The organism is Shewanella glacialimarina, from assembly GCF_020511155.1.
Taxonomy (GTDB): domain Bacteria; phylum Pseudomonadota; class Gammaproteobacteria; order Enterobacterales; family Shewanellaceae; genus Shewanella; species Shewanella glacialimarina.
On sequence record NZ_CP041216.1, the window covers coordinates 2,036,095 to 2,062,814 of the forward strand.

Consider the following 26,720-nt stretch of genomic DNA (forward strand, 5'->3'; position numbering starts at 1 on the left):
AAAGGGAATCAAATATGAGCACCTATACCGCCATTAACTTAGTCGCCCGACCTCAAGGTGGCCCAATTGGCCCAGAATTATTTGAAATTGTCGAAAAGCCAATGCCAGCAGTGGCACAAGGGCAGTTTTTAGTTAAGCAACATCATATGTCACTTGATCCGGCCATGTTTGGCTGGATGAGCCCAGATACCGAAAGTTATATACCTCCTGTCACCTTGGGCGAGGTTATGCGCAGTTCTGGCATAGGTGAAGTTGTCGAAAGTCATCATCCTGACTTTACGGTTGGCGACCGAGTGATGGGGATGATGGGTTGGCAAGAATATTTTCTAAGTAATGGTGCAGGTTTACATAAAGTGACTGCGCCATTACCTGATGAAGCTATTTTATCGGTATTTGCTTTACCAGGATTAACGGCTACACAAGGACTTTTCAACGTAGGAAAACCACAAAAAGGTGAAACCATCGTAGTGTCTGGTGCAGCGGGTTCTGTAGGGTCGATAGTGGGTCAACTGGCTAAAGCTGATGGCTTAAGAGTCATTGGTATAGTCGGCAGTGATGAAAAAGCGGATTGGATTATTAATGAGCTAGGTTTCGATGGTGCGATTAATTACAAAACCGATGATTTAGCCGCAAAGCTGGCTGAATTAACCCCTGATGGCGTTGATGTATATTTTGAAAACACTGGTGGTCCTATCCAGCATCACGTGTTTGCCAAAATGAATGCACATGGGCGTATTGTGGTGTGTGGCATGATTGCTGATTATCCCAAAGCGGTACCAGATTTAGGTCCAAGCTGGGTGCAGATAATTAAAAAACGGCTGATTATCCAAGGTTTTACTATGCCAGATCATTTTGGTGATGTACCTGCGTTACTCGAAAAATTAACACCTTATGTCATGAAAGGGCAGATTAAACATCGCGCTCATGTATTAATCGGACTTGAGTCAGCCATCACTGGCTTAAACTTGTTTTTCACTGGTCAAAACAAAGGCAAGCTAATCGTTAAATTATAAAATCATCCTTCAATCAATTTCACGGCCACTCAACATGTATGGTGGCGGAAGCCATTACCACCATGCTGTCAAAGGGATTTACTATGAACAAGCGTAATAAACGCAATGTTATTACTATCAGTTTTACACTATTAACGGCTTCAGCATTTTCAATTAACGCTGCAAACATAGCCAGTAATATTGATGAAAATAGCTTTAATTGCATCAGAGATATGACACCTGTTCGCCATTTTTATGTCGATAATCTCCTTGGTAATACACAAGGTACTTTAGCCGTTGCTAATAATCCTGAAGGAGCCGTCTATCCTGAAGGATCTGTGGTGCAGTTAGTACCCACTGAAGTGATGGTTAAACGGGAAGCTGGCACTTTTCCTGCCACTGGTGACTGGGAGTTTTTTGAATTAGAAGTCGACGAACAAGGCTCAACTATCGTTAAACGAGGATTCACTGATGTGAATAACCGTTTTGGCGGTAACTGTTTTACTTGCCATTTACCTGCACGTGAAAAGTGGGATTTTGTTTGTGAATCAGATCATGGTTGCGAGCCTATCCCGATAGATCACAGTATGACAGGTGCATTGCAGCGTTCGGACCCGCGTTGTGGTGAACCAGAACTGCAAGATGGCGATACATTTGCCTTGTTTAAACTTAACTCTATGGTTGTGCTTGGCAGTGCCAAGAAATGGTTTGAAGATTTATTTTAATCTTTAAATAACCTTGTGTTCACCCATCCAAGTCAGGCGATATATATGAGCGATATAAATACCCATTATAGAAATTGCAATATTTGTGAAGCCATGTGTGGCTTGGAAATTGTTTATCAAGACAAACAAATCATATCGATTAAAGGTGACCAACTTGATCCCTTTAGCCAAGGTTATAATTGCCCTAAATCACTTGCTTTAGAAGATTTTTATACTGATAAAGATCGCTTGAAAACGCCGATAAAACGAACGGCTTCTGGTTGGCAAGCTATTAGCTGGGATGACGCCTTTAGCGAGGTAGTCGCTAAATTTAAGAGCATTCAACAGCAATATGGGAAAAATTCGTTAGCAGTTTATCTCGGCAATCCCAATGCCCATAGTTTGGGTAATGCGCTATTCCTCAAGCCTTTTTTGAAGTCACTTGGCACAATAAATCGTTTTAGTTCAGCCTCTGCTGACCAATTGCCTCATCATGTCGCGGCTAATTTCATGTTCGGCGCTGGCATGTTAATCCCGGTCCCCGACATCGATAGAACTGACTTTATGTTGATCATAGGGGCTAATCCTGTGGTATCCAATGGCAGTATGATGACAGCGCCCAATGTTATTGGCCGTATGAAGGCTATTCAACAGCGTGGCGGAAAAATTGTGGTGGTTGACCCTCGCAGAACCCGTACCGCTAAAATTGCCGACCAACATTTGTTTATTCGCCCAGAAAAAGATGCCTTATTACTGCTCGCCTTGATCCATTGTGTGTTTGAGCGTAACAAGGTTAATTTAGGTCATTTAGAACACTTAATAGAGGGGCTTGATGATGTTGCTAAACTTGCCAAAACCTATTCACCCGATGTGGTTGCAAGCATAGTCGGCATTGATGCCAGTACCATTTGCACGCTAGCCGATGATATGTTGCTAGCAGATTCAGCTGTGTGTTACAGCCGCATGGGAGCATCTACACAAACATTTGGTGGCTTATGTTTATGGCTTACCAATGTACTCAATATAATCACAGGCAATTTTGACCGCGCCGGTGGTGCCATGTTCCCACAACCGGCTTTTGATTTACTGCGTAACCATCAAGTAGGCCATAAAAGTTCCTTTGGCCAGCATCAAACCCGAGTACGTAAACTACCATTTTTTAATGGTGAATTTCCGGTTGCATCCTTGGCAGAAGAAATACAAACACCGGGAGAAGGGCAGATTAAAAGCTTAATAACCGTTGCTGGAAATCCGGTATTGTCTGCCCCCAGTGGTCATCAATTAGCCCAAGCCTTCGCAGGCTTAGATTATATGGTTTCGGTCGATATTTACCTCAATGAAACCACTAAATATGCCGACATTATTTTACCGGGCACCACGGGCGTTGAGAATTCACACTTTGATATTTTCTTTAACTCATTCTCGGTTAGAAACACAGTTAAATACTCAGCGCCATTGTTTGAAAAACAAGTCGATCAACGTAGCGACTGGCAAATACTCAAAGAAATTTCTACGCGAATGCTTAATATTGCAGCAGACGATCCAATGCAAAAAATCACTCCTGAAATCATTTTGGATATGGAACTCAAACAAGGCCCCTATGGCGATCAAGGCATGAGTTTACAAAGGTTAATCGATAACCCTCACGGTATCGATATCGGCCCATTAATGCCGTGTTTAGCAGAACGAATTAAAACCGCAAACGGCAAAATCGATCTGTTTCCGCAAGTATTTAGTGATGATTTGCCCCGATTGAAATCTGTAATGACACAAGTTTCGCGCGATCTTGCTTATCCATTTGAGTTAATTGGGCGTCGACTCGTTAAAAGCCATAATACCTGGACCCAAAATTCAGCACGGCTCATAAAAGGTAAAAATCCTTGTACTTTAGAAATGAATCCACAAGATGCATGCCGGCTGGGTATTGAACAAGGCCAGCTAGTGAAAGTCAGTTCGGCTGTGGGCCAAATTGATATTGAAGTGGTCCTCACCGATGATATTCAACCTGGTGTGGTGACTATACCCCAAGGCTGGGGACATAATCAGCAGGGCACGAACATGTCGGTTGCAGCCACTCAGCCGGGCGTGAGCATTAATGATTTAACAGATGCCAGTCGAGTTGATATGCTCACTGGGAATGCAGCATTTAATGGTACGCCAGTTGCTATCACTCTAGTGTTAAAAGATAGTCGCTAAGTACAAAGTGTCCTAACTAAGCCAGCGGGCTTTTGTTACAATCAATAAAAACCGATATCAATTAATATTTTGCTACTGGTAAATGTTATTCGCGCCAAACGAAATCAATGAAAAGGTAGAGCATGTTTAAAAGTACACCGAATTATATTGCATCCAGCGACCTAACGATGGCGGTAAATGCGGCCATTTTATTAGAGAAGCCATTATTAATCAAAGGCGAGCCTGGAACCGGTAAAACCCAGTTAGCCGAAGAGTTAGCTAAATCACTTAATTGTAAGCTGTACCAATGGCACATCAAATCGACCACTAAAGCGCAACAAGGGCTTTACGAATACGATGCCGTATCGCGCTTACGCGACAGTCAGTTAGGTGATGTCCGCGTGCATGATATTGGCAACTATATCGTAAAAGGTAAGTTGTGGCAGGCGTTTGAAGAACAGCAAAGACCGATATTGTTGATTGATGAAATCGATAAAGCCGATATTGAGTTTCCAAATGATTTACTGCAAGAACTCGATAAAATGGAGTTCTATGTCTACGAAACTCAGCAAGTGATTAAGGCTAAACAACGCCCCATCATTATCATCACCTCAAATAATGAAAAAGAGTTACCTGATGCGTTTTTAAGGCGCTGTTTTTTCCATTACATTAAGTTTCCTACTAAAGCTGAAATGGAAAAAATTATCGATGTACATCATCCTGATGTTAAGCAAGCGTTATTAACACAAGCACTAGAGGTGTTTTTTGATTTACGTGAGGTCAATGGCATTAACAAAAAACCGTCAACATCAGAATTAATTGATTGGCTTAAGCTACTGATCTCATATGACATTTCGCAAGATATCTTACTCGATAATAAATCAGATATTATTCCCTTGTTTGGCGCGTTGTTAAAAAATGAGCAAGACGTTTCACTGATTGAAAAATTGGCCTTTATGAGTCGCAGAAACAGGTGATCTAACAGTGTTTGTTGATTTTTTTCTTACCCTAAAAAAACACAAGGTGCCATGTAGCTTACGCGAGCTATTAGATCTTATTGCCTTGCTCAAAAAAGGGCTGATTTTTGCCAACGTAGAAGATTTTTATAACCTTGCCAAAATCGTCATGGTTAAAGATGAGATACACTACGACAGATATGACAAAGCTTTTGCTGAGTACTTTAAAGGCATAGAAAGTATTGATATTTTCGATAATATCTTGCCGGAAGATTGGCTCAGAAAAGAATTCGAAAAACACCTTAGCCAAGAAGAAAAGAATCAACTCAAATCACTTGGTGGCCTTGAAGCATTAATGAAGGCGTTGAAAGAGCGTCTGGAAGAACAAAAAAAGCGTCATGCAGGTGGTAATAAATGGGTCGGTACGGGTGGTACATCACCCTTTGGGGCTTATGGTTATCATCCCGAAGGGATCAGAGTCGGCCAAGAGAAAAATCGTAATAACAGTGCCGTGAAAGTATGGGACAAGCGCGAGTTTAAGAATTTCGACCAAGATCGCGAATTAGGTACCCGTAATATCAAGTTAGCCCTTAAAAAGCTAAGAAAGTTTGCTCGTACCGGCGCCAGTGAAAAGCTCGACATCAATACTACGATTAGCTCAACCGCCAAAAATGGTGGCATGTTAGATGTGCATATGGAGCCAGAACGCCATAATGCCGTTAAAGTGCTGATGTTTTTTGATATTGGTGGCTCTATGGATGATTATATCCATACTTGCGAAGAGCTATTCTCCGCTGCCCACAGCGAATTTAAACACTTAAAGTTTTTCTATTTTCATAACTGTGTTTACGAGCAACTTTGGCAAGACAACAGCCGGCGCTTTGATAAAACCATCGATCTTGAAGAAATTATCAGAACATTTTCATCTGACTATAAAGTGATTTTTGTCGGTGATGCCACCATGGGGCCTTATGAGATTATCGCTAAAGGTGGCAGTGTTGAACACTGGAATGAAAAACCAGGTATCGAATACATGAATCGATTGTTAGGCCATTTCAATAAGGTCGCATGGTTAAATCCGCAACCTGAAAATCACTGGCAGATCCATCATTCTATTGCCATTATCCAGCAGCTTGTTGGCAATAAAATGTACCCACTCACTGTTGATGGTATTGGCCGGGCGATTAAAGATATTAGCTAACAGTGAACCGAATGTTTGATGTTATGTCGACTGTGTTGGTTCAGCGATAACGCACATGTGATCAATCTAAAAGATGCTGACTAATTTTGTTTCCTGAGTCGCTTCACATTTTATCGATGATGGCTAAAATTCAATCAAAAAATAGCGCTGTTGGTTAGAATAAAACCTCCGCTAAACGTTATATTATAAACAATTTTATTAGTAAATTGAGTGATTTAGTTTTTACTCCAGTATCAGTGGCGGCTCAGCACTGAAAGGAATAGCAATGCTACATAAGGGAATTACTATCCTGTTAACCCCTGTATTACTGATGCAAGGGCTTAACGTTCGCCGCACAACCCCAAAATTAGCAGAGCCAGTGGGTGAGCGCTTGGGGCAAACGGGCCCTGATCCTCAGCTGAGTGTGCTGATTTTAGGTGATTCAGCCGCCGCTGGTGTTGGAGTAGAAAACCAAGATCAGGCATTGTTAGGCCAGGTAATCCCTCATTTACGTCCCCGTTTTAATATTAATTACGGCTTATTTGCCAAGACCGGTGCAACAACAGCCAGCACCCTTGCATCGTTAAATGAACACACTGCCACCTTACATCCCATTCTCGGCAAAGAGCATTTTGATGTCATTATTACTTCACTTGGGGTTAATGATATAACTTCCGCACTGAGCTGTGTGAAGTGGCTAGAGCAACAAAATGAGTTATTCACACACATCACGCAGCGATATAAGCCAAAATTGGTACTGGTGACTGCCGTACCACCGCTTGGACTATTCCCAGCGTTACCCAATCCTCTTCGCTGGAGTTTGGGGCAACGCGCAAATCAATTTAATCAAAATATGCAGCAACTGTTGCTGGAGTTTGATCAACAAGCAGACAGTCAAACTCAGTTTAAGATGATTAATTTACCCTTAGATAAGCCCCTGCAAGATATCACTATGCTGGAATTTATGCGCCAAATGATGGCCGCAGACGGTTTTCACCCCGGCGCACAAATGTATACTGCATGGGCTAAATTGGTTGTAGAGCAGATCCAGTTAGATAGATTAAAGACTTAATTGCTGAGCCAAACTTATACGACAGTCACCATGAAGTTCAATAACAAGATTATCGACATTGATTCTTATCAAGAGTTCTATCTATAATCGAATCTTATCAATAGCCTAGCATTATCAATAGCCTACGCTTACCAATCCTGAATGACATTTTTGATCATCGCCGCGGTATTCTCTGGCAGCTCTAGTGGGAACATGTGACCGCCGTTAGATAGCATCATTAATTCGATGTGGTTAAGTTTGGCAAAACGAACAAAATGCTTAATCGGGAAGATGGTCGTTTTCTCACCATAAATCAGTGTTGCGGGCACCTTGAGTTTGTTTTTATATGTCACTAAGTTAGTCGGTAAGTGCCTAAAGATATCCGCTTCGACAGCCGGTGAGAAGGTTAATTCTAAACGCTTGTTACGTGAAACTGCGCCAGAATGTACATAGTCTTGCAAGCAACGAGAGTCGAAGTTTTTGAATAATGACTTATGTGAAAAATAATCAACCAAATTCGTTGTTTCTGGCCAGTGATTTTGGCGGTTTTTGGCTTTACCAGCTGGAGACAGCTTATCAATATACGGTGTGCGTTTGATAAAGCTCAGTAAATGAGACAATGCGCCGGTAACAACCGGTGGATCTAACATCACTAAGCCACGAAACAATTCAGGATGCTGGCAAGCCGCAATAAATGAAATAACTCCGCCAAAAGAATGGCCAACACAAATAACTTTTTCATCCTGTTTCTTAATAAATTCAACCAGTTCAGTGACTAGGTGTTGCCAGTTACTGTGTATCGGATACATGATATTGTGTCCAAACTGATCATGAGCCACAGTGCGATAATCGCGGTTAAATTCTGCTAACAATGTTTTATAGCTTCCCGCTGGAAAGCCATTAGCATGAACTAGGTTTATCAGTGGTTTTGTCATAGTATCTCTAAAGGGTAAACACTGTTTGCGATTAATTTAATTCATTCAACTAACGTTATCTCTCAAATAGCGCTCAAAACCCAATGCTTAGAATATTTTTAAAGGATCGATTGGAGTTAACTCTTCAAATTCAGGAGCACGGTTTTGTGCTTTGGCTTTGAAGATTTCCATCATGTCGTTTTGGGGTTGGAACATGCCGCTTTGCCATACAGACATATATTGTAAGCTGTCTTGGACACTATGATCGCGGGCATAGTTAATCATCTCTTTACAACCTGTAACGGCTAAAGGCGAGCGGGCGGCAATCTCGGCTGCTATAGCTAATACTGCGGTTATCATCGTTTCTTGGTCGTCATACACTTGATTGACCAAACCGGCTCGTTTAGCTTCTTCTGCCAGCATTCTGCGGCCCGTATAAGCAAGCTCTTTGACTAAACCGATTGAGATTAGCTTAGGTAAACGCTGTAAGGTACCCACATCAGCGGTCATGCCGAGTTTAGTTTCTTCAATACTGAAAAAAGCATCTTGAGTGCAGTAGCGGCAATCGGCGGCGGTAACCATATCAACCGCGCCGCCAATACAGCCGCCTTGAATCGCCACTAATACCGGCATCCGAGCCGTTTCTAACACGCTAAAACAGTCTTGTAGCTTTAGTACCAATCGACGTAGTTGGTCGTGTTTACGGCCTAATTCGATATTGTCATTTGTGCCATTGGCGCTGAAAACGGCCAAATCCATACCGGCACTAAAGTGTTTACCCGTTGATGAAATAACAATCGCCCGAGCTGCTGATTGGTTATTAATATCATCAATAACACTTGGGAATTCATGCCAAAAATCGACGTTCATTGAATTCAACGCTTCTGGTCTGTTTAGGACGATATGGGCCACTTTATGGCTAATATCGACAGTGAGTGTTTGGTAGGTGTTTTGCAATATCATATTTATATCCTTATAAATTCAATGTAATTTGCTTATCTTGTTCGATTGCAGCATCCAGTAACGCAAGAATGGATTGACGTTCTTTTAATTTGGTGCCCCAATGCGCAGCCATATTTAACGTTTGCATGTGATTAGCCACGGCATGAGCGGTGTTCATTAGTTGATCAGGTTCAACCACCTGGTCCAGAAACCCAGCCAGTACCGCCTGTTCTGGTGCAAACAACTCTGCGTTTATCACTGCGCGTGATAGGTAATTTTGCGGAATGCGATTACGAGCAATTTCAATACCCGCCTGATGCATAGTCATGCCAATAGCCACTTCGTTAAGGCCAATTTTAAACGGACCTGCGCTGCCAATACGGTAGTCGCAGCTGAGTAGTAAAAATGCTCCTTTGGCGATGGCATGGCCAGAACATGCACCGATAATAGGTGTTGGGAATGACAGCATTCTGCGGGCTAATGTTGAGCCTGCAGTGACCAAAGCAATTGCCGCTTCAGCGCTTTGCTTCATGGTTTTAAGATCGTAACCGCCAGATAAAATACCTGGTTGGCCAGTTATTATTACCACCGCATTTTGTTGCTCTGCATGGTCTAATGCACTGTTGATTTGGGCGATGACTTCAGGCGATATTGCGTTAACTTTGCCATTGTTAAGGGTAATAACATGCACATTATTTTCGATTACTACGGTGATCAGTTCCATTGTTTACCTTTCTTATTCTAATTAAGAGTTCTAACGAAGAGTGCTAATAAAGCGTTCTAATGACTAGTTAAGTAACAGTATTTACTCAATCGTCAATCACGACTTGGCTAATGGTGATTAACGATTGGATTGCGACTATGCTTTATCAGCTAAAGCTTCGCCATTATTTTTCGATTTAAAATACTTGGAATTTAACATACCCGCTAGAATCCCTGCGGTAAAGAGCATTGTGAGGGTGTAAATTGCAGGCGTGAAAGACATTTTGTAGTTAGCCAGCAATGTTAACGCCATAAACATAGATAAAGTACTGTTTTGTAAACCAACTTCAATAGTAATTGATGTGCGTTGCGCCAGATTTAATCCAAACCATTTACTTGAGTAATATCCCAATAACATTGTTGAAATATTAAGAATAATCGATACCGGTCCGGCGGCGATAAGTGCAGGGATAACAATATCTTGCTGAACATAGGTTAAAAATATAATTAACAACGTCAAAAACAATATGCCAAAGCGTGATACATGGACTTGAGTACTTTCAGCAATTTTTGGGGCATATTGTCTGATCAACATGCCAAGCAAAATAGGCACCATGGTCAGCTTCATTAAGCTGAACATGGTTGTCAGTATTGGTAACTGAAATTCATTGCCTTGCCCCATGAAGTGAATTAATGAGTAATTAAGCACCACGGGAATAGTAAACACGGTGATTAAACTGGCTACCGCCGTCATGGTGACCGACAGTGCTACATCACCTTTCGCTAAATGAGAAAACATATTGGATGTTGTGCCACCTGGACAAAGTACCAGCAACATGACTCCTACTGCGTATTCTGGTTCTAATGGCATGATATTGGCTAATGCAAAGCCAATAATAGGCAACAAAAGTAGCTGGTTAGTTAATCCAATTGCCACTGCTTTAGGGTATTTAAGCACGCGTTTAAAGTCGTCTGTCACTAAAGATAGGCCCATGCCCATCATAATTAAAAAGATGCACACTGGGATAACTTGCGAATTAACAAATGTCACTAATTCAATATCTTCCATAATAACCTCATTCAGATATGACCTTTATTGGGACGAAAACGTCCATTTTTATTTTTTAAACACAAGCTCGTTGATTATGGATTTGCCTATTGCATACTTGAGTGGTGTGTATCTTTAAATAACGATATGATTTGTCCAATAGATGCATCATCCGTTCCGGCTAAAACCTGTTGGTAAATGTCATTAACGTGCTCAAGATCATGGGTGTTGGAAATGGTGATAATGGATCTGCAAAAGTCGATATAGCGGAGTAACGATTGCTTCATTGGTTTCATGGTTTCACCAACACTCCATTCAAGGCTGCATTTTTCCAATTGTGTTGGCGCAAAGAAAAAATCAGTTGAGCTGACCACGTTTGCCAATATTCAGGAAATTCATGCAAAAATATCATCGTCGGTTTGCCCGCGGTGATGACTGTTGCAGTAGATATATCTTTTGCATTTATGGCATTAGTGACGTAAGTAGATTGTCCTGATTCAACGTAATGAATATTGACGTTATCCACTAAAATATTTTTATGCTCTAGCTTCATATTCAATCTCATTGAGCTTGCCTGTCTATCCTTAAGAGACTTTATCTTAAGATTACACAGGACTTTGAATTAGAGGGCGTTAATCAAAAAATGCTACAGCATTTTCAATCGATTCACGGTCGGTGCGGGTATTATTAATTGCTGCTGATTCATCGGCGTAGCCAAAAGACATCCCAAATAAAATACCGCGTTCGGCAGGTAGGTTTAATATTTCTCTAACAGGATCGGGGAATTGTCCTAACGCACCTTGCATGCAATTTGATATGCCGTGATCTGCCATAATCAAAGAAAGCGTTTGAGCGTAAATGCCTAAATCAACAGCGCCCATAATGTCTAAGTATTTATCCATAGTGAAAAATACTGCGTGAGGGGCGTCGAAAAATTGCCAGTTACGCACCATCGCCATTTGACGGGCCTTTTTATCTTCTCGCGTTACACCTATTGAGCTATATAAAGCATTTGCGGAACCAAATTGTCGATCACGATGAATACCTTGATATTGCGGGAGCCAATTAAAGTCAGGATTTGGCGAGGCACCGCTCATAAGTGTTTCCATAAATTTTTGCTTCAATGTGTCTTTTGTCTTACCTGAGACAACACAGGCTTGCCATGGCTGCACATTACAATTCGAAGGAGAGAGCTGTGCATGTGCAAAAATTAAATCTAAGGTTTCCTTGGCAACCTGTTTATCGAGAAAGGCGCGTGCTGAATAACGGTTTTTCAATATTGATTCAATAGACATATAGGACACTCTTATTATTTTATTGATAGTGATTTTATATCGTTGCCGGTGATATAAGTCATTTATGAAATTGTTATTGTTAATAAAAAGTCTGTAGTGACAGCAATTCACCATTTCCGGCACTACAAACTGTTGGGTTAATTAAAACTGGTACGAAATATTGGCTCCAAATGTACGTGGTTGATTTGGATAACCATTAAAGCTGCCCGCTTGTATTGGTGGTGGGAATGCCGACAATAGATACTCATCGTTAGTTAAGTTACGTACCCAAAGCTGTAAACTGACACCATTATCAAATGCTAATCCTGCACTCGCATTGAAGCTATTCACTTCACGCGTTAATGATTCCGGGGTGTTTTCGGCTAATTTGACATCACTTTCGTAAAGATAATCGGTACGAACATAGCCATCGGCATTGGTAAACACTTCAAAGTTATAAACAAGACCGGCAGTAATACTCACTTCATGAATACCAGCCGGTTTCTCGCCAGATAAATCAACAGGGCCGTTTAAACCAGACGCTCCTTCAAATGAATCATAAACAGGGTCAAGGAAGGTTCCCGCTAAGGTGAATGACCAGTCTTCAGTTAAGTTATAGTTAGAATCAAACTCAAGACCTTGGGTACTTTGTTGACCCGCATTGGCCAGTACATAACCGGTACCAATGAAGATAGATGATTGAAATCCTTCAATAGTTTGATCAAACAAAGTTGCGCTAAATGATCCATTTTCAAATTGGGTTTTAATACCAATTTCATACACCATAGCTTCTTCAGGTGAGGCATAGCGTCCACCATAAACCTGATTTGGCATTGCTAATCCTGCGGTTTCTATTGCTGATTGGTCCGATACGAAAGGGCTTGAATAGCGTGATAAATTCCATGAAGTTGCTTTAAAACCTGTAGCTGCCGTAGCGAATATATTGACGTTGTCATTCATTTCGTAGGCTAAGCGAAGTGACCAGGTTGTTTTGCTATCATCTGATTCATTGTTTTCTACCGCATTAGACAACTCCAGCATTGGCGGTAAAAACTGCAAGCTCTTGATAACAGGTACTGCTGGGGCAAGCTGTGGAATGCTACCAATAGGCACGCCATATAATGTGGGTACTGTGTCTAAATCAAGGGCAGAAAGCACATCAGTATGGTTTTGTGAAATGGTGATTTCTTTGTGATCCTTGGTATAACTCACACCAAAAATCGCGGTAAAATCGTCAGTGATATGATAATCAAAACTGGCAAATAATGAGTAAGCATCATTTTGTTGATCAAATTCTGAGTTTACGAATGCCTCATTTGAGAAAAAGGAACCGGAATCAAGACCATAAACACCTTCTACACCACTTAATAAACCCGGAGCACCACCTGCGGCCATCAGTACATCGAAGTAATTTCTAATATCATTTCCATAATACAAAGTATCACCTGTGGTGACTTCCTCATTGAAAACATAGGCGCCAAACATCCATTCTAAATCGCGCTCACCGGTAGACGTTAAACGAAACTCTTGGGTAATGGTTTTAATATCGGTATAACCACCTTCATTTAAAATATCTAAAGAGGTATAGTCGACATCATTCATAAAATCGGAATCATTGGTACGAAGTGCGCTGATTGATGTAAATGAATAACCATCAAAATCAACATCTAGCTGTAACGAAACCCCACCATCTTTTACGGTGTTATCAGGATTCGAATTAAGCGTAGATTGATAGGCAAATGAACCTGTTTCATCAAGGTCCATACCACCTAATGCACGCACAGCAGTAGTAGTTGGGCCATTAATTGAATTTTCCACAGTACAACATGCTTCTTCAATTTGGCTATAGTCAGCAATTAAACGCAGCTTAATGTCTTCGGTTGGTTGATATAACCCTTGACCACGAACATTCCATCGGTCACGGTCATTGATGTTATCTAATCCCACAACACTTTCGGTGTAACCATCTCGTTTGTTCAATCCACCAGAAACACTAAATGCTAAATTATCGGTTATGCCATTGGTGTAATAACCTTTTATCTCTTGTTGATTATAATTTCCAACCCCGACTTCAATCTTACCTTCTTGATCATATGAAGGCTCTCTAGTCGTGACGCTGATAACCCCTGCGGAAGCATTTTTACCGAACAAGGTACTTTGTGGACCACTTAATACTTCTATTTGTTGCAGTCTTGGTAAATCACCTATCTGAGATGCCGCGCGGGAGCGATACACACCGTCGATAAATACACCTACGGAAGGTTCAATACCAGTATTGTTGGTGCCATTACCAAAACCACGTATAGCAAAGTTAGTGTTAGTAGAACGTTGTAGTGGTGTCACACGTAAAGTAGGTACAAGAGTTTGTAAATCAGTGATATCCATTACTTTGGCTTGTTCTATCGATTTGCTACTCACCACAGTGATAGCCACAGGAGATTCCTGTAATCCTTTTGCGCGTTTAGACGCGGTGACAACGATTCTTTCAATACTGCCTTCATATTTTTCGTTAGTTGATTTTTCTTCTTCAGCGTAGGCAGTTGAACCAAGCACGCCCATAACGGCAAATGCGAGTAAAGAATGTTTAAATATTTTTGAGTTATTATTATTCATTTATTTCCCCAGATAAATACTAATTGTTATAAAATAAGCGTGCCAATACATTGGTTTACAAAAAATTTATGATGGTTAAGCATTATTATGTTTAACCTGTAAATTTACAGTTTTGTAAAATCAGCGTGATTCAATAACAGCAAGGGGGATCATCAGTATTTAATTTTCTATCTTGAAAATCTGTCCTGAAAATAAAAACGACCACTTATAGTGAACAATTAACCGCCAAATCATGCTAGGGGGTGTTTTAAAATTAAACCAATCAATTGTTTTCATAAGCAACTATTCATATAAAGAATAATGCAGTAATAATTGATCTTTTAGCGTCATCACCACATTTCTTTAATTACCTTTTTCGCATTAGGCTTGGCTAATGTAAAAGTAAGTATCAGTATCAGTATCAGTATCAGCATCAGCATCAGCATCGCGTTAGTAATGCTTCATAAATGACCATTAAAACGAGTGTATGATTCAAACGAATGTATACCTATAATTATTATGAATTTGAATAATACTTGCAGTTCAAATAGCATTGTAGCTAGTAAATATTGTGTGTTTGAACAAATACAACAAATAGACAGTTAACCTTTTAACTCTTAGAAAATTTTGGAGAGCCACAATGCCGCAATACAAAGCCCCTATTCGTGATGTTAAATTTGTTATGCAAGAGCTACTAGAATGTGAGACCCACTATCAACATTTGGGTTACCAAGATGCCAGTCTTGATATGGTTGATGCAATTATCATTGAAGCTGCAAAACTAACAGAAGAGGTTGTTGCACCATTAAATCAAATTGGCGATCAACAGGGTTGTACATGGAAAGACGGTGCTGTAACAACACCTGATGGCTTTAAAGAGGCATATGCCCAATATGTAGAAGGTGGTTGGCCGACATTATCTCAATCTGAAGAATTTGGTGGTCAAGGTTTACCACATTCGCTAAATATTAGTATCGCTGAGCTATTTTCCAGTGCCAACCATAGTTTTGCCATGTACCCAGGATTAAGTCATGGTGCATTAGCCACCATTGAAGCCCACGGCACAGAATCACAAAAGCAACAGTTTATGCCCAAACTTGTTGAAGGTAAGTGGACGGGCACCATGTGCTTAACAGAGCCGCACTGTGGCACAGATTTAGGAATGTTGCGCACCAAGGCTGAACTTCAAGATGACGGTAGCTATTCGTTAACTGGCACTAAAATCTTTATTTCAGCGGGTGAACACGATCTGTCAGACAACATAGTTCATATTGTTATAGCCCGTATTCCTGGCGCGCCAGAAGGCAACAAAGGGATATCTTTATTCATTGTGCCTAAATTTAATGTCAATGTTGACGGCACCATTTCAGATAGAAATGGCGTGAATTGTGGCTCAATAGAACACAAAATGGGCATTAATGGTAACGCAACTTGTGTGATTAACTTTGATAGCGCCACAGGTCATTTAATTGGTGAACCTAACCGTGGCCTTAAATGCATGTTTACCTTTATGAATGCTGCCCGTATCGGTGTTGCTAGTGAAGGTGTTGCCGCTGCGGAAGCTTCTTTCCAAGGTGCATTAGCTTACGCCAAAGAACGATTACAGATGCGGTCTATCAGCGGGGTTAAGAATCCTAATGGCCCGGCGGATCCGATTATTGTTCATCCAGATGTACGTAGGATGTTGTTAACTCAAAAGTCTATTGCCGAAGGTGGCCGTGCATTAATTTCATATTTGGCTCAGTTAGTTGATATCGGTCATGCTGAAACAGATGAGGCAATCAAAGCGGATGCTGAAACAAAATTGGCATTATTAACCCCAATAGCAAAAGCCTTTATGACTGAACTTGGTTTTGAATGCACCAGCCTTGGCGTTCAGGTGCTTGGTGGCCATGGCTTTATCAAAGAGTGGGGCATGGAACAGTTAATGCGTGATACCAAAATCAGTTGTATATATGAAGGTACTACTGGTATTCAAGCCTTAGATTTACTTGCACGTAAAATTATTGGCAGCCAAGGCGAAGTGCTAAAACCATTTTCTAAAGATGTGACCGCATTCTGTCAACAAAACATGGACAACCCTTTGATGGCTGAGTTTATTAAACCGATTATGGTTTATGCAAAAGAGTGGCATGAACTTACTGCTTTGATTGGTGCTAAAGCGATGAAGAATCCTGATGAAATCGGTGGTGCTTCAGTTGATTACCTCATGTATGCAGGCTATGTAACCTTAGCGTTTTTCTGGGCAAAAATGGCAAAAGTCGCTCAAGATAAACTGGCTACAGATACAAGTGAAACGGCATTCTATGAAGCTAAAATCAAAACTGCTCAGTTTTATATGCAACGTATGTTACCAAAAGCAAAAGGCCATGCAGCATGCATTCAAAATGGTGTCGACTCAATGATGTCACTAAGCAGCGATGATTTTTCTTTTTAATAAAGTGTAAACGCTGATAACGGCGCCGTGTGTCCTACATCCGGCGCCAAAGAAGCCACCATTGCGCCATATGCCAACAGCGAATACATTTACGAGCACTTAAAATTCTCTCAAGCAGCGAGGTAAATTCGTATTGTTAGCCGAACAGAGTGTGTTGCTGTTTCTCGGCACTCACGGATTACCGACACCGCCGATTTCTAACTCTTCAACCTGAGTTTGGCGGGATTTTGCTGCCCATGACCCCATAGTGTATTTACCAATACGGCCTATCAGCGCATGATTCAGAGAATTGTTGATTCGGTGCCAGTCGGGGTATTGTTTGAAGACAATGGTAAGGGCATTCCCGAGGCGATACTCGATAATATATTTGATCCTTTTTTCACCACCAAGGAGGTGGGTAATGGAGCTGGATTGGGTCTGTCGGTGTCCTACGGTATAGTCAGTGAGATGGGTGGGGAGATCAAGGTGGCCAACACAGGTACTGGCGCCAGAGCCGGATTCGAAATCATTCTGCCCGAAGCATAATAGAGTTAATTTCAGCCCTGATGGTGAAAATCAATTGTGAGGTTTAAAGATAATACTCATGAAAATTGTTGGCAATATTGAGAGTTAAGCCATAGCTCAATGGTCGCTAAGATCCATCATTGAGGTATATTGGCCGCAGACGTAGCGGCCTAAAACAAGGCGCTTTGCGAAGTGATTTCATAGCACCTTATGGAAAATACAGCCCTATTTTGCAGCAACCCGGAGTAAAAATAATTGTTTGACCACTGAAGTGATTCATTTTATTTAACTAGTACCCTTACTGAGACTTGTATAGTGCTCAAGGCCGCTTTACCGCACTGACTTTTATCAAGAGGCGGGATTAAAAATCTAAGCTATGCGCAAATTAAATTCCTATCACTTCGCTACATTCTAACAAAAAGGCGCCATCCAAAGATAAAGCCTTGTTGTTTAGGTAATATACGTTTGCTAAACAAGGATATATTGATAATAAGGATAAGCTTCGGCTATTTTTTATTGCTTACTGCTACAGGGATAGATAACCTATTTCTTTCAAGCTGTTAAGCTTACCCTCTTCTATATCAACTAATATTTAAAATAAACGCAAAGGATGCCAAATGATAAATAACGAAGTAAAACTTTCCTCAATATTAAGTGCTGCTAAAGTGATCCCCCTCGTAGTGCTAATAACGGCTTTAACAGCCTTATTCGGTAGTTGGTATACGATAGATCAAGGAGAGCGCGGAGTCATATTACGTAATGGTAAAATTATAGGCACTGCAGAGCCTGGGTTAGGTTTTAAGATGCCGATGATAGACAGTGTGGTAAAAATATCTACTCAGACTCACACCACAAGCTATCAAGCTTTGCAGGCTTACAGCCGTGATCAGCAGCCAGCAACTCTGCGCGCTTCAGTGACATTCAGTATCCCCCCTGATCAGGTTGAAGCTGTATACGCTAACTTTAAAGGTATTGATTCCTTGGTTGCCCGCCTGCTAGATCGCCAAGTACCAACGCAAGTCGAAAATATTTTCGGTAAATACACTGCCATTTCTGTGGTGCAAGAGCGTATTAAGTTCGGTATTGATGTCACTGAAGCCATTAAAAAGTCAATCAAGGGGCCGGTAGAAATCACCTCAGTTCAGATTGAAAATATCGACTTTTCTAATGCTTACGAAAAATCAGTTGAAGACAGAATGCGCGCCGAAGTTGAAGTACAAACTCAGCTACAAAATTTGGAAAAAGAGCGTGTAAGTGCTCAAATTGCTGTGACACAGGCGCAAGCAGAGGCTGACTCACAATTGGCTCGTGCGAAAGCCGAAGCAGAAAGTATTCGTATTAAAGGTATTGCAGAAGCGACAGCAATTAAGAGCCGTGCTGAAGCATTAGCTCAAAACCAAAACTTAGTTGAATTGACCAAAGCTGAACGCTGGGATGGTAAATTGCCAACAACAATGTTGCCAATGGGCACATTACCGTTTATTGATGCAGTAAAAGCCAAGTAATAATTTGGGATAAAGTGTTGGGCATTTTAGCGACTAATTTGTCCACACTTTATTTGATTTAAGATTGCATATCACTTTACCGTTTGCCAACCAATCGTGATAGAATGCTAGATTATTATTCTGAATGACAAAGCCTCAAAGTATCCCTTTGAAAGAGTAAAACCCAGTCCAACTATCCAAAACACAAAAAACATTTAATAATATTTTTATTCCTTAATAACTTTCTTGTGAGTATTCATGAGGGTAAATGTAATCAAAGATAACTTTGCTTTGGCGATAGTGTTAAGTCTATTAAAGCCAATCACTAATCACATTTAATGCAAGCCAATTACAGTTAATATGAGCAAAAACCATATTTTATGAGGTTTAGTTTTTGTTATGAGCATGTTAGCCTCATTAATGGTGATGATTATATTAACTGTTTGTTAACACCTTGTTGGCTCTGCTAAGATAAAAACAGCAAGTATTATCGATGTTGTATAAGCTAAATAGAAACCTTCAACTCATTTTTGCAGCATTTTTTGCAGCACTTTTTACAGTATTCATTAGTGCACTTATTTCAGGGAATGTGAATGATAAAGCTATTAACACGTTTGAATCAATCTATTGTCAGTCATACTTTGATGGCTGTAGGTGTTCGAATATTATTAGTGATCAGCATGTTAACCACCATTAGCTATTTCCATATCTTCTCCGAAATAGAGTCAACTAAGTTAGCTGAATTTCAATCTTTTACCCAAGAAAGGGTGGCAAGAGAAAGCCAAATTTTTACTCTGGCAGAAGACAACCATAAACTGTTGAAGCAAGATATTCTGAATTCTTATCAACCCTCAAATAAAGCCGCGATGTTGGCCATTTTCGAGCAAGACTTCATTCGTCAAGATGATCATGCTGTGCGTTTTAATCCACAATTATTCGATGCGGATGAACGAGCGGGGGTGTGGATTGCAAAAGATGTCCAATTAACCGAAGAGCTTAAATACCGCGCTAGTTTACTCAATACATTAGTGAGCGATTATGGCAAAAGCTGGCGCAATCGCTTCATTAATACTTATGCTTATGGTACTGAAAACTTTGCCGCTATTTATTGGCCTGAAATTCCTGATTTTACCTATCGATTAGCTGCTGATTTTGATATTCGTTTGGAAGAGTATTTTACCATTTCGATTGAAAAAAATAATCCAGATAAAAAGACAGTTTGGACCGGTGTTTACCTTGATAAGCAATCTGATATTTGGATGGTTTCAATAGAAACGCCTATTTATTATCAGCAGCAACATATCGCTACCATAGGTAACGATATGTCATTGGACGAGTTATTTGTAAGAACGATGAACCAGGCACCTCAAGGAGGATACAACCTGATTTTTCGTCAAGATGGTCGCTTGATTGCTCATGAGAATTACGTTGACCAGTTGAAGGCAGCTGATGGTAACTTTATCATTAACCAAGATGGAGATAGCTCGCTTAAATCCATTTATCAAGCCGTTATCGATGCTGAACCTGAGCAGAAATTGATAGAACTAACTCAGATAGATTCTTATTTACTGGTGAGTAAACTTTCAGGCCCTGGTTGGTATTATGTCAGTGTCATCCCTAAATCGGTTGTCAGTAATGTAGCCTCAAGTACCGCTATTATTGTCTTCATCTCAGGTTTTATTGCACTTGCCATTGAACTGTTAGTGTTGTTCTTTGTAATGAAAAGAAAGATTACTCAACCACTGTCTAAACTTAATCATGCCACTTTAGCCTTATCGCGAGGTGATCAAGCTAAAAAACTGGATCACCTTCGCCCCGATGAGCTTGGCCGTTTAGCCAGTGCATTTAATATAATGAATGAGAATTTAATTAAACGGGATAATCAGCTTGCCAGTGCTAATAATGTGCTTGAAGCGCAGTTGCATCAGATAAAATTAAGCCAACACAGACTGGCCAATGCACAGGCTGCGGCAAGATTGGGCAGTTGGGAGTACGACACGGTAAATAAGCAATTAAGTTTGTCTAATGAGCTGATAAAATTACTTAAGCTAACACCATCCCAAGTGGATACCTTTAATATTGCAGCTTTGCTTGGTCGTGTAGATCAAAGTCTCAACGGTGAAATAGCAGAAGCATTTCAAGCTCTTATCAATCAAGGTGTCGCTTTTAGTTTAAATCATGAATTAGTTAACATTGATAATAAGGATGATCGTTGCTTTGTTCATTTAACAGGACAAGTAGAGCAGGATGGTCAGCGCCTGATAGGAACGGTTCAAGATCTCAGTGAGCAATATAAAGCGGAACAAGCTAAAAAAGAAAGTGAGCAACTCTTTCGTAATGTGTTTCATAACTCCACTATTAGTATGGCCGTAGTGGGGCTTGATGGCGGGATACTAAAAGCCAATAAGACACTCTGCAACACATTTGGCTACTCACATGATGAACTTTGCCAACTCAGTTATATTGATTTACTTCACCCTGACGAGCGTGAATATGGCCTCAAACAATTAGCACTTATTAGCTTAGCGGAGACTAAGTCTTATGATGCAGAGGTCATTTTAATCGCCAAGAATGGCACTGAACTTTGCTGTTACATTAATGCTTTTGTTCAAAAAAATACCGATGGATTAGCTGATTATATTTTTATTCAGTGCATTGATATTAGTTTAAGAAAGCAAGCTGAAGTGAAATTAAATCAATTAGCCTTCCATGATCCTTTGACTAATTTGGCCAACAGAACATTATTTATTGAGTTTCTGACCAAGGCAGTAAAGCAGTATAATCGTAATGAACAATACAAATTTGCTTTGTTGTTTCTTGATTTAGACGGCTTTAAATTAGTCAATGATAGTTTGGGACACCTAGAAGGAGATAAGCTATTAATTGCTATTTCCGAAAGATTGAGACAAGTCATTCGCGACTCCGATATGTTATCAAGGTTTGGCGGCGATGAGTTTTGCATATTGATGGAGTGCTACACTGATGAAGTTCAAGTGATTGAACTTGCTAATCGTATTAACAGGGCGCTCGCAAAGCCTTTTATGTTAAATAATGAATCTGTGATTACCAATGCGAGCATCGGGATTGTGTTAGCAAGTAAAGAACTGATTGATGCGCAAGAATATCTGCGTGATGCAGACAGTGCGATGTACCATGCTAAGCGTGAGGGGCGAGGATGTTATGCAATCTTTAATGAAGACATGCATAGAATGGCTAAAAATCAGCTAAGACTGCGCAATGAGTTGAGTCAGGCACTTGATGAGAAGCAATTTGTTGCTTATTTTCAGCCCACTATTAATACCAAAACCGGAAACATTGCAGGTTTTGAAGCTTTAGTTCGATGGTTGCATCCAACAAACGGATTGATTGAGCCGATAAAGTTTCTTGCTATAGCAGAAGATATGCGAAGGATTGCTGAAATTGATTACTTAGTAATTGACCAAGCATTAGATCAAATAGTCAAATGGCGTAAACAGTTAAATCGAAAAGATTTAACTATTAGCTGTAATGCTTCCAGTGACTTAATTTCAACTTATCACGTAGTGGATAAGTTGAAAGCGCTATTAGACAAACATGGTTTACCTGCTGGTTGTCTTAATATAGAAGTGACTGAAAATGTGTTAATTAATGATCCAGAAACGACCATGAAAATATTGTATCAATTACAAAAGCTAGGCATTAACGTCCATTTAGATGACTTTGGTACTGGTTTCTCATCACTGAGTTATCTACATCGTTTTCCTATTCATAATATAAAAATTGACCGAAGTTTTGTGAGTAGGTTAATGGATAGTGAAAAAGATCATGCCATTGTTGAAAGTATTGTGCTTTTGGCTAATCGTCTTGGGATTGCAGTCACTGCAGAAGGAGTTGAAACTCTGACACAATATCAGACACTACAAAAAATTGGTGCAACCAGAACCCAAGGTTATTACCACAGTAAACCTGTTGATCACGAGTCAGCAACAAAGCTATTGCTTGCTGAACAGGATATTAGCCATTCTTCTAATGGCTAAATTAATAACGAATACTGTGATTAGCTAGATTGATATCTCATAAAGAGGTTATGTAAAGTGTCACTTTAAGTCATTATTTTTTGCAGCGATTTAATCGGTTTACCAGATGATGTTATTTGCATTGGTAATGCTAACGGTTACTTTGTGATTAAATGCAGTCATTAGATTAAGAATATTGCCTGTTTAATGACTTACTTGCTAGCCGATAAAGCCATGTATAAATGCAAAAAAGCATATCAACAATGTAACTATTAGCCGGTTATTTTAGCGATTGAATTATTGACCATTTAACAGCCAGCTTATTTTAGCCTTTGCTACAATATATGGGTTTAAATGAAAATACTTATATTTCGTCCAAGTGTATAAATTAAGCCTTTTTAAAAATATCGTTATTCAATTCCTTTCATAGAATTAAGCAATAATAGCTAACAAGCTTTTTTAGCAGATTTCTCCGCTATTGCTCCAGTTTATAAAGATTACTAAATGCGCTTATACTAACCACTTCATCACTAGATCAGTTTTAAGGACATAAATGACTAAATTAAATTGGGGCATAGTCAGCACAGGCAGAATAGCTGCGTCGTTTTGTCAGGATTTAGCTTTTTCTGCAAACAGTCATTTATATGCAGTAGCGGCAAGACAACAACAAGATGCTGATATTTTTGCAAAACAACATAAGATTATCAAAGCCTATCAGGGATACCAAACGCTATTTGATGATCCCCAGGTTGATATTGTCTATATTGCCACGCCGCATAATTTTCATTTTCAGCAAACCTATGATGCCTTAATGGCAGGAAAGCATGTGTTGTGTGAAAAGCCAATTACAGTTTCGGTTGCAGAATGTCAAATTTTGGTTGAGTTAGCTAAAACGAAGAACCTGTTGTTAATGGAGGCGTTATGGACTTACTTTTTACCCGCCTTACAACATGCTAAACAGTGGATAGATGATGGCCAAATTGGCCAGTTAAAGCATATCAAAGTAGATTTTGGTTATCCCATTCCATTTAATCCCGACGATCGAGCCTATAATCCGCAGTTGGCTGGCGGTTGTTTATTGGATATGGGGATTTACCCTTTAGCAATCGCTAATTACTTTCTTGAAGCAGATATAGACAATCTTTATGTTCAAGCACATTGCTGTGAAACGGGCGTGGAAGATGATGTCATTATCATAGCGAAAAGCGAGCAGGTGATGGTAAGTTTAGCCGCATCATTTCAGTGCCGTTTGTCGAACAATGCGTATTTAATAGGAGATAAAGGTTACATCATTATTCCAGATGCCTTTAGGGCGAGTAAATGTCACTTGTTCCATCTTGATGATCAAGTCGATACCTTTTCTGACAACAGACAATCGCTAGGTTATCATTTTGAAGCAGAAGAGGCTTACAGGCTAATTGAGCAAGGCATATTTGAAAGTAAGGTGGTGTCACATCGACACAGTTTGCTGTTGCAATCACAAATGGCAAGAGTAAAAGTACTGATTAATAATGGTTGATTTTCAAGCTGTTCCCCGGGACATTCAATGACAACTTTCATTGATTTAGTTGTTGTCAGTAAACCTTTGTTAGATCAACAGGTAATAGAAAGGTTTTATACTTTTGCATTTTGTCTTGCCAATCAGGGTTGTTGTTAAGTAATACAATAAGAGGGTTAATTGCCTTAAATTGAGTACTGAGTGCTTTGGGAGCCAGAATATGCCGAGTATATTTGTCGTGAGGCTTGGAAGAGAAGTAAAGTTGTTGATTTTGTTCGAGTAAGCTTTGGTAATAAAGGGATGTTGCTCTCGACACAATAGCAAAATCAAAACGTTTTTTGATAAGCATGTTAATCAGTTGTGATTCGTTAGCAGTATCGACACGAGTCATTAAGCCGTCAGCGACGAGTTTGTCTATAGTGTGATAACGAAAACCCAAGATGCCCCCGACGACTTTACCGTACAAAGCTTGCTTACTGTCAAATTCGACAGGATTAATTAGATGAGAAATTATATCATCTTGATCGCGCATTAGCGGCTCTGACCATAAATAAATTGTTTTATCTTTGTCTTTAAACCAAAAAGGGTTTACGCCGATAACCATACCGTCAAATTTCTGTGTCTCGAGCAAATGATTAAGACGTTTTCGAGGAATGTAAGACACGCTGAAATGGTAATCTTGTTGCTGTTGGTTAAAAAAATGTGCCACATCATAAAGCAGGCCTATTTCATTTTTACTATCAATTACGTAAGGCGGCATATAGTGATAGGTATACAGTGATATATCCTGGCGTGTGTGTTTGCTTGTGGATGTTTCTCCCCACGCACTAAAACAGCTTAATAGTGTTACTAGTAATATAAGTTTCAATCTGCACTCCTTTCCAGCTTGAGTTATTTACATCAATTTATCATCACATCACATAAATCAAGCTCAAAACCAAGCAATCCTATGCCTTGTTTTATACTCGCCTATGGTAACCAAGTTAGCACATTCTAATGTTGTAATTAAACCAAGATATTTTCATAAACAACACTGTTAATCACTAAACTGCGATCCCTAATACATAATCTATCTAGTATTGTTGTTATAACTTAATTTGCAAACCATTTTAAGCAACTAAGCAACTAAGCAACTAACCGCTAGGCTTCTAAGTAATTGACTAATAATAAAATAAGTATTTTTGATATATTAGGATGTCAGTTTATTTTGCAAATAAATGTTTTATCCATAAGAAATTTGGTTAAGCGTTTTACGACTGAATTGACCTTAAATGTCTATTGAGAGGTTTTATGTTATCCCTTTTTACAACATTTGCGGATTGGTTAGCATTCTCACTATTGGGTTTGGTGCCCGGTTCTAAACTCGGTGGTGCGGTTCAGTTTTTTATTGAAGATACCACCAAGATATTCTTTCTGCTTGTGTTGATGATTTATGTCATAGCATTGATCCGTGCCTCACTCAATATTAACCGGGTACGTGATTATTTAGCCTCAAAAAATAAATTTATCGGTTATTTAATGGGGTCAACATTCGGCGCTATTACCCCTTTTTGTTCCTGCTCCAGCATACCTATTTTTCTGGGATTCACATCCGCAGGAATACCTGTCGGTATTACCATGTCGTTTCTCATCACGTCACCGCTTATAAACGAAGTGGCAGTTCTGTTGTTGTTAAGTTTAGTTGGATGGCAAATAACTGTTATTTATATCCTAGTAGGTGTGGCAATAGGCATTGCAGCGGGGATGTTTCTTGATCTCATTCGGGCTGAAAAAATGTTACAGCCATTTGCTCTTAAGGCATATCAAACCGCAAGTCAGCCAGATAGCCCGCAGAAAACTCATGCTAAGTTGACGTTTAAAGCACGGCACGATTTTGCCAAAGCGGAGTTGTTAGATATTTTAACTCGGGTATGGAAATGGGTTTTTATTGGGGTAGGATTAGGCGCTGCTTTACATGGTTTTGTCCCCGACTTGTGGTTTGCTGCCAATTTAGGTAGCGGCCAATGGTGGTCTGTGCCCATGGCGGTGTTAGCTGGCATTCCTCTGTATTCAAATGCAACTGGGATTATTCCAGTTATGGAAAGTTTAATCATTAAAGGGCTTCCACTTGGTACAACATTGGCATTTTGTATGAGTACCGTTGCTGCAAGCTTTCCTGAATTTATCTTGTTAAAGCAAGTCATGACCTGGAAGTTACTGACTATCATTTTTATGCTTTTACTCGTTTCATTCACTCTTGTTGGGTGGATAATTAATGTTATTTATATCTAAT

The 26,720-nt window shown here is 39.9% G+C and carries 21 protein-coding genes; 12 read left to right on the forward strand and 9 right to left on the reverse strand.

Annotated elements, in window-relative coordinates; translation table 11 throughout:
- Positions 1–14: 14 nt before the first annotated feature.
- The 6 genes from FJ709_RS08800 (at position 15) to FJ709_RS08825 (ending at position 7,079) form a co-directional block, all read left to right on the forward strand.
- Positions 15–1,013 (forward strand): NADP-dependent oxidoreductase, encoded by a 999-nt coding sequence (locus tag FJ709_RS08800; RefSeq protein WP_226415555.1) that lies wholly within the window; start codon positions 15–17, stop codon positions 1,011–1,013.
- An 83-nt stretch (positions 1,014–1,096) separates the two neighbouring features.
- Positions 1,097–1,717, forward strand: a complete 621-nt coding sequence (locus tag FJ709_RS08805; RefSeq protein WP_226415557.1) for a hypothetical protein — start codon at positions 1,097–1,099, stop codon at positions 1,715–1,717.
- 45 nt (positions 1,718–1,762) lie between these two features.
- On the forward strand, positions 1,763–3,892 hold the full coding sequence (locus FJ709_RS08810) for a molybdopterin-dependent oxidoreductase (RefSeq protein ID WP_226415559.1): 2,130 nt from the start codon (positions 1,763–1,765) through the stop codon (positions 3,890–3,892).
- 122 nt (positions 3,893–4,014) lie between these two features.
- Positions 4,015–4,848: an AAA family ATPase gene (locus FJ709_RS08815; protein ID WP_226415561.1), complete on the forward strand. Its 834-nt coding sequence runs from the start codon at positions 4,015–4,017 to the stop codon at positions 4,846–4,848.
- 7 nt (positions 4,849–4,855) lie between these two features.
- Complete coding sequence (locus FJ709_RS08820) at positions 4,856–6,028, forward strand: vWA domain-containing protein (protein ID WP_226415562.1); 1,173 nt, start codon at positions 4,856–4,858, stop codon at positions 6,026–6,028.
- 265 nt (positions 6,029–6,293) lie between these two features.
- Complete coding sequence (locus tag FJ709_RS08825; RefSeq protein WP_226415563.1) at positions 6,294–7,079, forward strand: SGNH/GDSL hydrolase family protein; 786 nt, start codon at positions 6,294–6,296, stop codon at positions 7,077–7,079.
- A gap of 128 nt (positions 7,080–7,207) precedes the next feature.
- Here FJ709_RS08825 and FJ709_RS08830 read toward each other — a convergent pair whose 3' ends face one another.
- The 8 genes from FJ709_RS08830 to FJ709_RS08865 all read right to left on the reverse strand — a co-directional run bounded on the left by FJ709_RS08830 (position 7,208) and on the right by FJ709_RS08865 (position 14,551).
- Positions 7,208–7,993 carry an alpha/beta fold hydrolase gene (locus FJ709_RS08830; RefSeq protein WP_226415564.1) on the reverse strand — a complete coding sequence of 262 codons (786 nt, stop codon included), beginning with the start codon at positions 7,991–7,993 and terminating at the stop codon, positions 7,208–7,210.
- An 87-nt stretch (positions 7,994–8,080) separates the two neighbouring features.
- Positions 8,081–8,935 carry a crotonase/enoyl-CoA hydratase family protein gene (locus FJ709_RS08835; RefSeq protein ID WP_226415565.1) on the reverse strand — a complete coding sequence of 285 codons (855 nt, stop codon included), beginning with the start codon at positions 8,933–8,935 and terminating at the stop codon, positions 8,081–8,083.
- A 10-nt stretch (positions 8,936–8,945) separates the two neighbouring features.
- Positions 8,946–9,638 (reverse strand): crotonase/enoyl-CoA hydratase family protein, encoded by a 693-nt coding sequence (locus FJ709_RS08840; RefSeq protein WP_226415566.1) that lies wholly within the window; start codon positions 9,636–9,638, stop codon positions 8,946–8,948.
- Positions 9,639–9,773: 135 nt separating this feature from the next.
- On the reverse strand, positions 9,774–10,685 hold the full coding sequence (locus tag FJ709_RS08845; RefSeq protein ID WP_226415567.1) for a bile acid:sodium symporter family protein: 912 nt from the start codon (positions 10,683–10,685) through the stop codon (positions 9,774–9,776).
- Between the two features lie 86 nt (positions 10,686–10,771).
- A complete protein-coding gene (locus tag FJ709_RS08850; RefSeq protein ID WP_226415568.1) occupies positions 10,772–10,960 on the reverse strand; it encodes a hypothetical protein in 189 nt (62 codons plus the stop codon).
- Positions 10,957–11,217 (reverse strand): hypothetical protein, encoded by a 261-nt coding sequence (locus FJ709_RS08855; RefSeq protein ID WP_226415569.1) that lies wholly within the window; start codon positions 11,215–11,217, stop codon positions 10,957–10,959. Before FJ709_RS08855 ends, FJ709_RS08850 begins: the two co-directional genes overlap by 4 nt.
- A gap of 79 nt (positions 11,218–11,296) precedes the next feature.
- Positions 11,297–11,959, reverse strand: coding sequence for a nitroreductase family protein (locus tag FJ709_RS08860; protein ID WP_226415570.1), 663 nt, complete (start codon positions 11,957–11,959; stop codon positions 11,297–11,299).
- Positions 11,960–12,100: 141 nt separating this feature from the next.
- On the reverse strand, positions 12,101–14,551 hold the full coding sequence (locus tag FJ709_RS08865) for a TonB-dependent receptor (protein ID WP_226415571.1): 2,451 nt from the start codon (positions 14,549–14,551) through the stop codon (positions 12,101–12,103).
- A 619-nt stretch (positions 14,552–15,170) separates the two neighbouring features.
- Between FJ709_RS08865 and FJ709_RS08870 the strand changes: the two genes are divergently transcribed.
- The 5 genes from FJ709_RS08870 to FJ709_RS08890 all read left to right on the forward strand — a co-directional run bounded on the left by FJ709_RS08870 (position 15,171) and on the right by FJ709_RS08890 (position 24,469).
- Positions 15,171–16,967, forward strand: a complete 1,797-nt coding sequence (locus FJ709_RS08870) for an acyl-CoA dehydrogenase C-terminal domain-containing protein (RefSeq protein WP_226415572.1) — start codon at positions 15,171–15,173, stop codon at positions 16,965–16,967.
- 276 nt (positions 16,968–17,243) lie between these two features.
- Positions 17,244–17,492, forward strand: coding sequence for a sensor histidine kinase (locus tag FJ709_RS08875; protein ID WP_319002914.1), 249 nt, complete (start codon positions 17,244–17,246; stop codon positions 17,490–17,492).
- Positions 17,493–18,088: 596 nt separating this feature from the next.
- Complete coding sequence (locus FJ709_RS08880) at positions 18,089–18,976, forward strand: SPFH domain-containing protein (protein ID WP_226415573.1); 888 nt, start codon at positions 18,089–18,091, stop codon at positions 18,974–18,976.
- Positions 18,977–19,548: 572 nt separating this feature from the next.
- Positions 19,549–22,971, forward strand: a complete 3,423-nt coding sequence (locus FJ709_RS08885; protein WP_226415575.1) for an EAL domain-containing protein — start codon at positions 19,549–19,551, stop codon at positions 22,969–22,971.
- 532 nt (positions 22,972–23,503) lie between these two features.
- The gene (locus FJ709_RS08890; RefSeq protein ID WP_226415577.1) at positions 23,504–24,469 is read left to right on the forward strand and encodes a Gfo/Idh/MocA family protein; all 966 of its coding nucleotides are present in this window, start codon (positions 23,504–23,506) and stop codon (positions 24,467–24,469) included.
- A gap of 55 nt (positions 24,470–24,524) precedes the next feature.
- Here the strand turns inward: FJ709_RS08890 and FJ709_RS08895 are convergent, their stop codons facing one another.
- On the reverse strand, positions 24,525–25,316 hold the full coding sequence (locus FJ709_RS08895) for a hypothetical protein (protein WP_226415578.1): 792 nt from the start codon (positions 25,314–25,316) through the stop codon (positions 24,525–24,527).
- A 422-nt stretch (positions 25,317–25,738) separates the two neighbouring features.
- On the opposite strand from FJ709_RS08895, the gene FJ709_RS08900 reads away from it, so the two are divergent.
- The gene (locus tag FJ709_RS08900; RefSeq protein WP_226415579.1) at positions 25,739–26,719 is read left to right on the forward strand and encodes a permease; all 981 of its coding nucleotides are present in this window, start codon (positions 25,739–25,741) and stop codon (positions 26,717–26,719) included.
- Position 26,720 lies beyond the last annotated feature (1 nt).

Excerpts from the sequence above, each read along its gene's own strand:
- FJ709_RS08835 (WP_226415565.1), bottom strand. The coding sequence starts at position 8,935 with ATGATATTGCAAAACACCTACCAAACACTCACTGTCGATATTAGCCAT.
- FJ709_RS08810 (WP_226415559.1), top strand. The coding sequence starts at position 1,763 with ATGAGCGATATAAATACCCATTATAGAAATTGCAATATTTGTGAAGCC.
- FJ709_RS08880 (WP_226415573.1), top strand. The coding sequence starts at position 18,089 with ATGATAAATAACGAAGTAAAACTTTCCTCAATATTAAGTGCTGCTAAA.
- FJ709_RS08885 (WP_226415575.1), top strand. The coding sequence starts at position 19,549 with ATGATAAAGCTATTAACACGTTTGAATCAATCTATTGTCAGTCATACT.
- FJ709_RS08875 (WP_319002914.1), top strand. The coding sequence starts at position 17,244 with ATGATTCAGAGAATTGTTGATTCGGTGCCAGTCGGGGTATTGTTTGAA.
- FJ709_RS08830 (WP_226415564.1), bottom strand. The coding sequence starts at position 7,993 with ATGACAAAACCACTGATAAACCTAGTTCATGCTAATGGCTTTCCAGCG.
- FJ709_RS08850 (WP_226415568.1), bottom strand. The coding sequence starts at position 10,960 with ATGAAACCAATGAAGCAATCGTTACTCCGCTATATCGACTTTTGCAGA.
- FJ709_RS08865 (WP_226415571.1), bottom strand. The coding sequence starts at position 14,551 with ATGAATAATAATAACTCAAAAATATTTAAACATTCTTTACTCGCATTT.
- FJ709_RS08900 (WP_226415579.1), top strand. The coding sequence starts at position 25,739 with ATGTTATCCCTTTTTACAACATTTGCGGATTGGTTAGCATTCTCACTA.
- FJ709_RS08805 (WP_226415557.1), top strand. The coding sequence starts at position 1,097 with ATGAACAAGCGTAATAAACGCAATGTTATTACTATCAGTTTTACACTA.
- FJ709_RS08800 (WP_226415555.1), top strand. The coding sequence starts at position 15 with ATGAGCACCTATACCGCCATTAACTTAGTCGCCCGACCTCAAGGTGGC.
- FJ709_RS08825 (WP_226415563.1), top strand. The coding sequence starts at position 6,294 with ATGCTACATAAGGGAATTACTATCCTGTTAACCCCTGTATTACTGATG.
- FJ709_RS08855 (WP_226415569.1), bottom strand. The coding sequence starts at position 11,217 with ATGAAGCTAGAGCATAAAAATATTTTAGTGGATAACGTCAATATTCAT.
- FJ709_RS08815 (WP_226415561.1), top strand. The coding sequence starts at position 4,015 with ATGTTTAAAAGTACACCGAATTATATTGCATCCAGCGACCTAACGATG.
- FJ709_RS08845 (WP_226415567.1), bottom strand. The coding sequence starts at position 10,685 with ATGGAAGATATTGAATTAGTGACATTTGTTAATTCGCAAGTTATCCCA.
- FJ709_RS08860 (WP_226415570.1), bottom strand. The coding sequence starts at position 11,959 with ATGTCTATTGAATCAATATTGAAAAACCGTTATTCAGCACGCGCCTTT.
- FJ709_RS08840 (WP_226415566.1), bottom strand. The coding sequence starts at position 9,638 with ATGGAACTGATCACCGTAGTAATCGAAAATAATGTGCATGTTATTACC.
- FJ709_RS08890 (WP_226415577.1), top strand. The coding sequence starts at position 23,504 with ATGACTAAATTAAATTGGGGCATAGTCAGCACAGGCAGAATAGCTGCG.
- FJ709_RS08870 (WP_226415572.1), top strand. The coding sequence starts at position 15,171 with ATGCCGCAATACAAAGCCCCTATTCGTGATGTTAAATTTGTTATGCAA.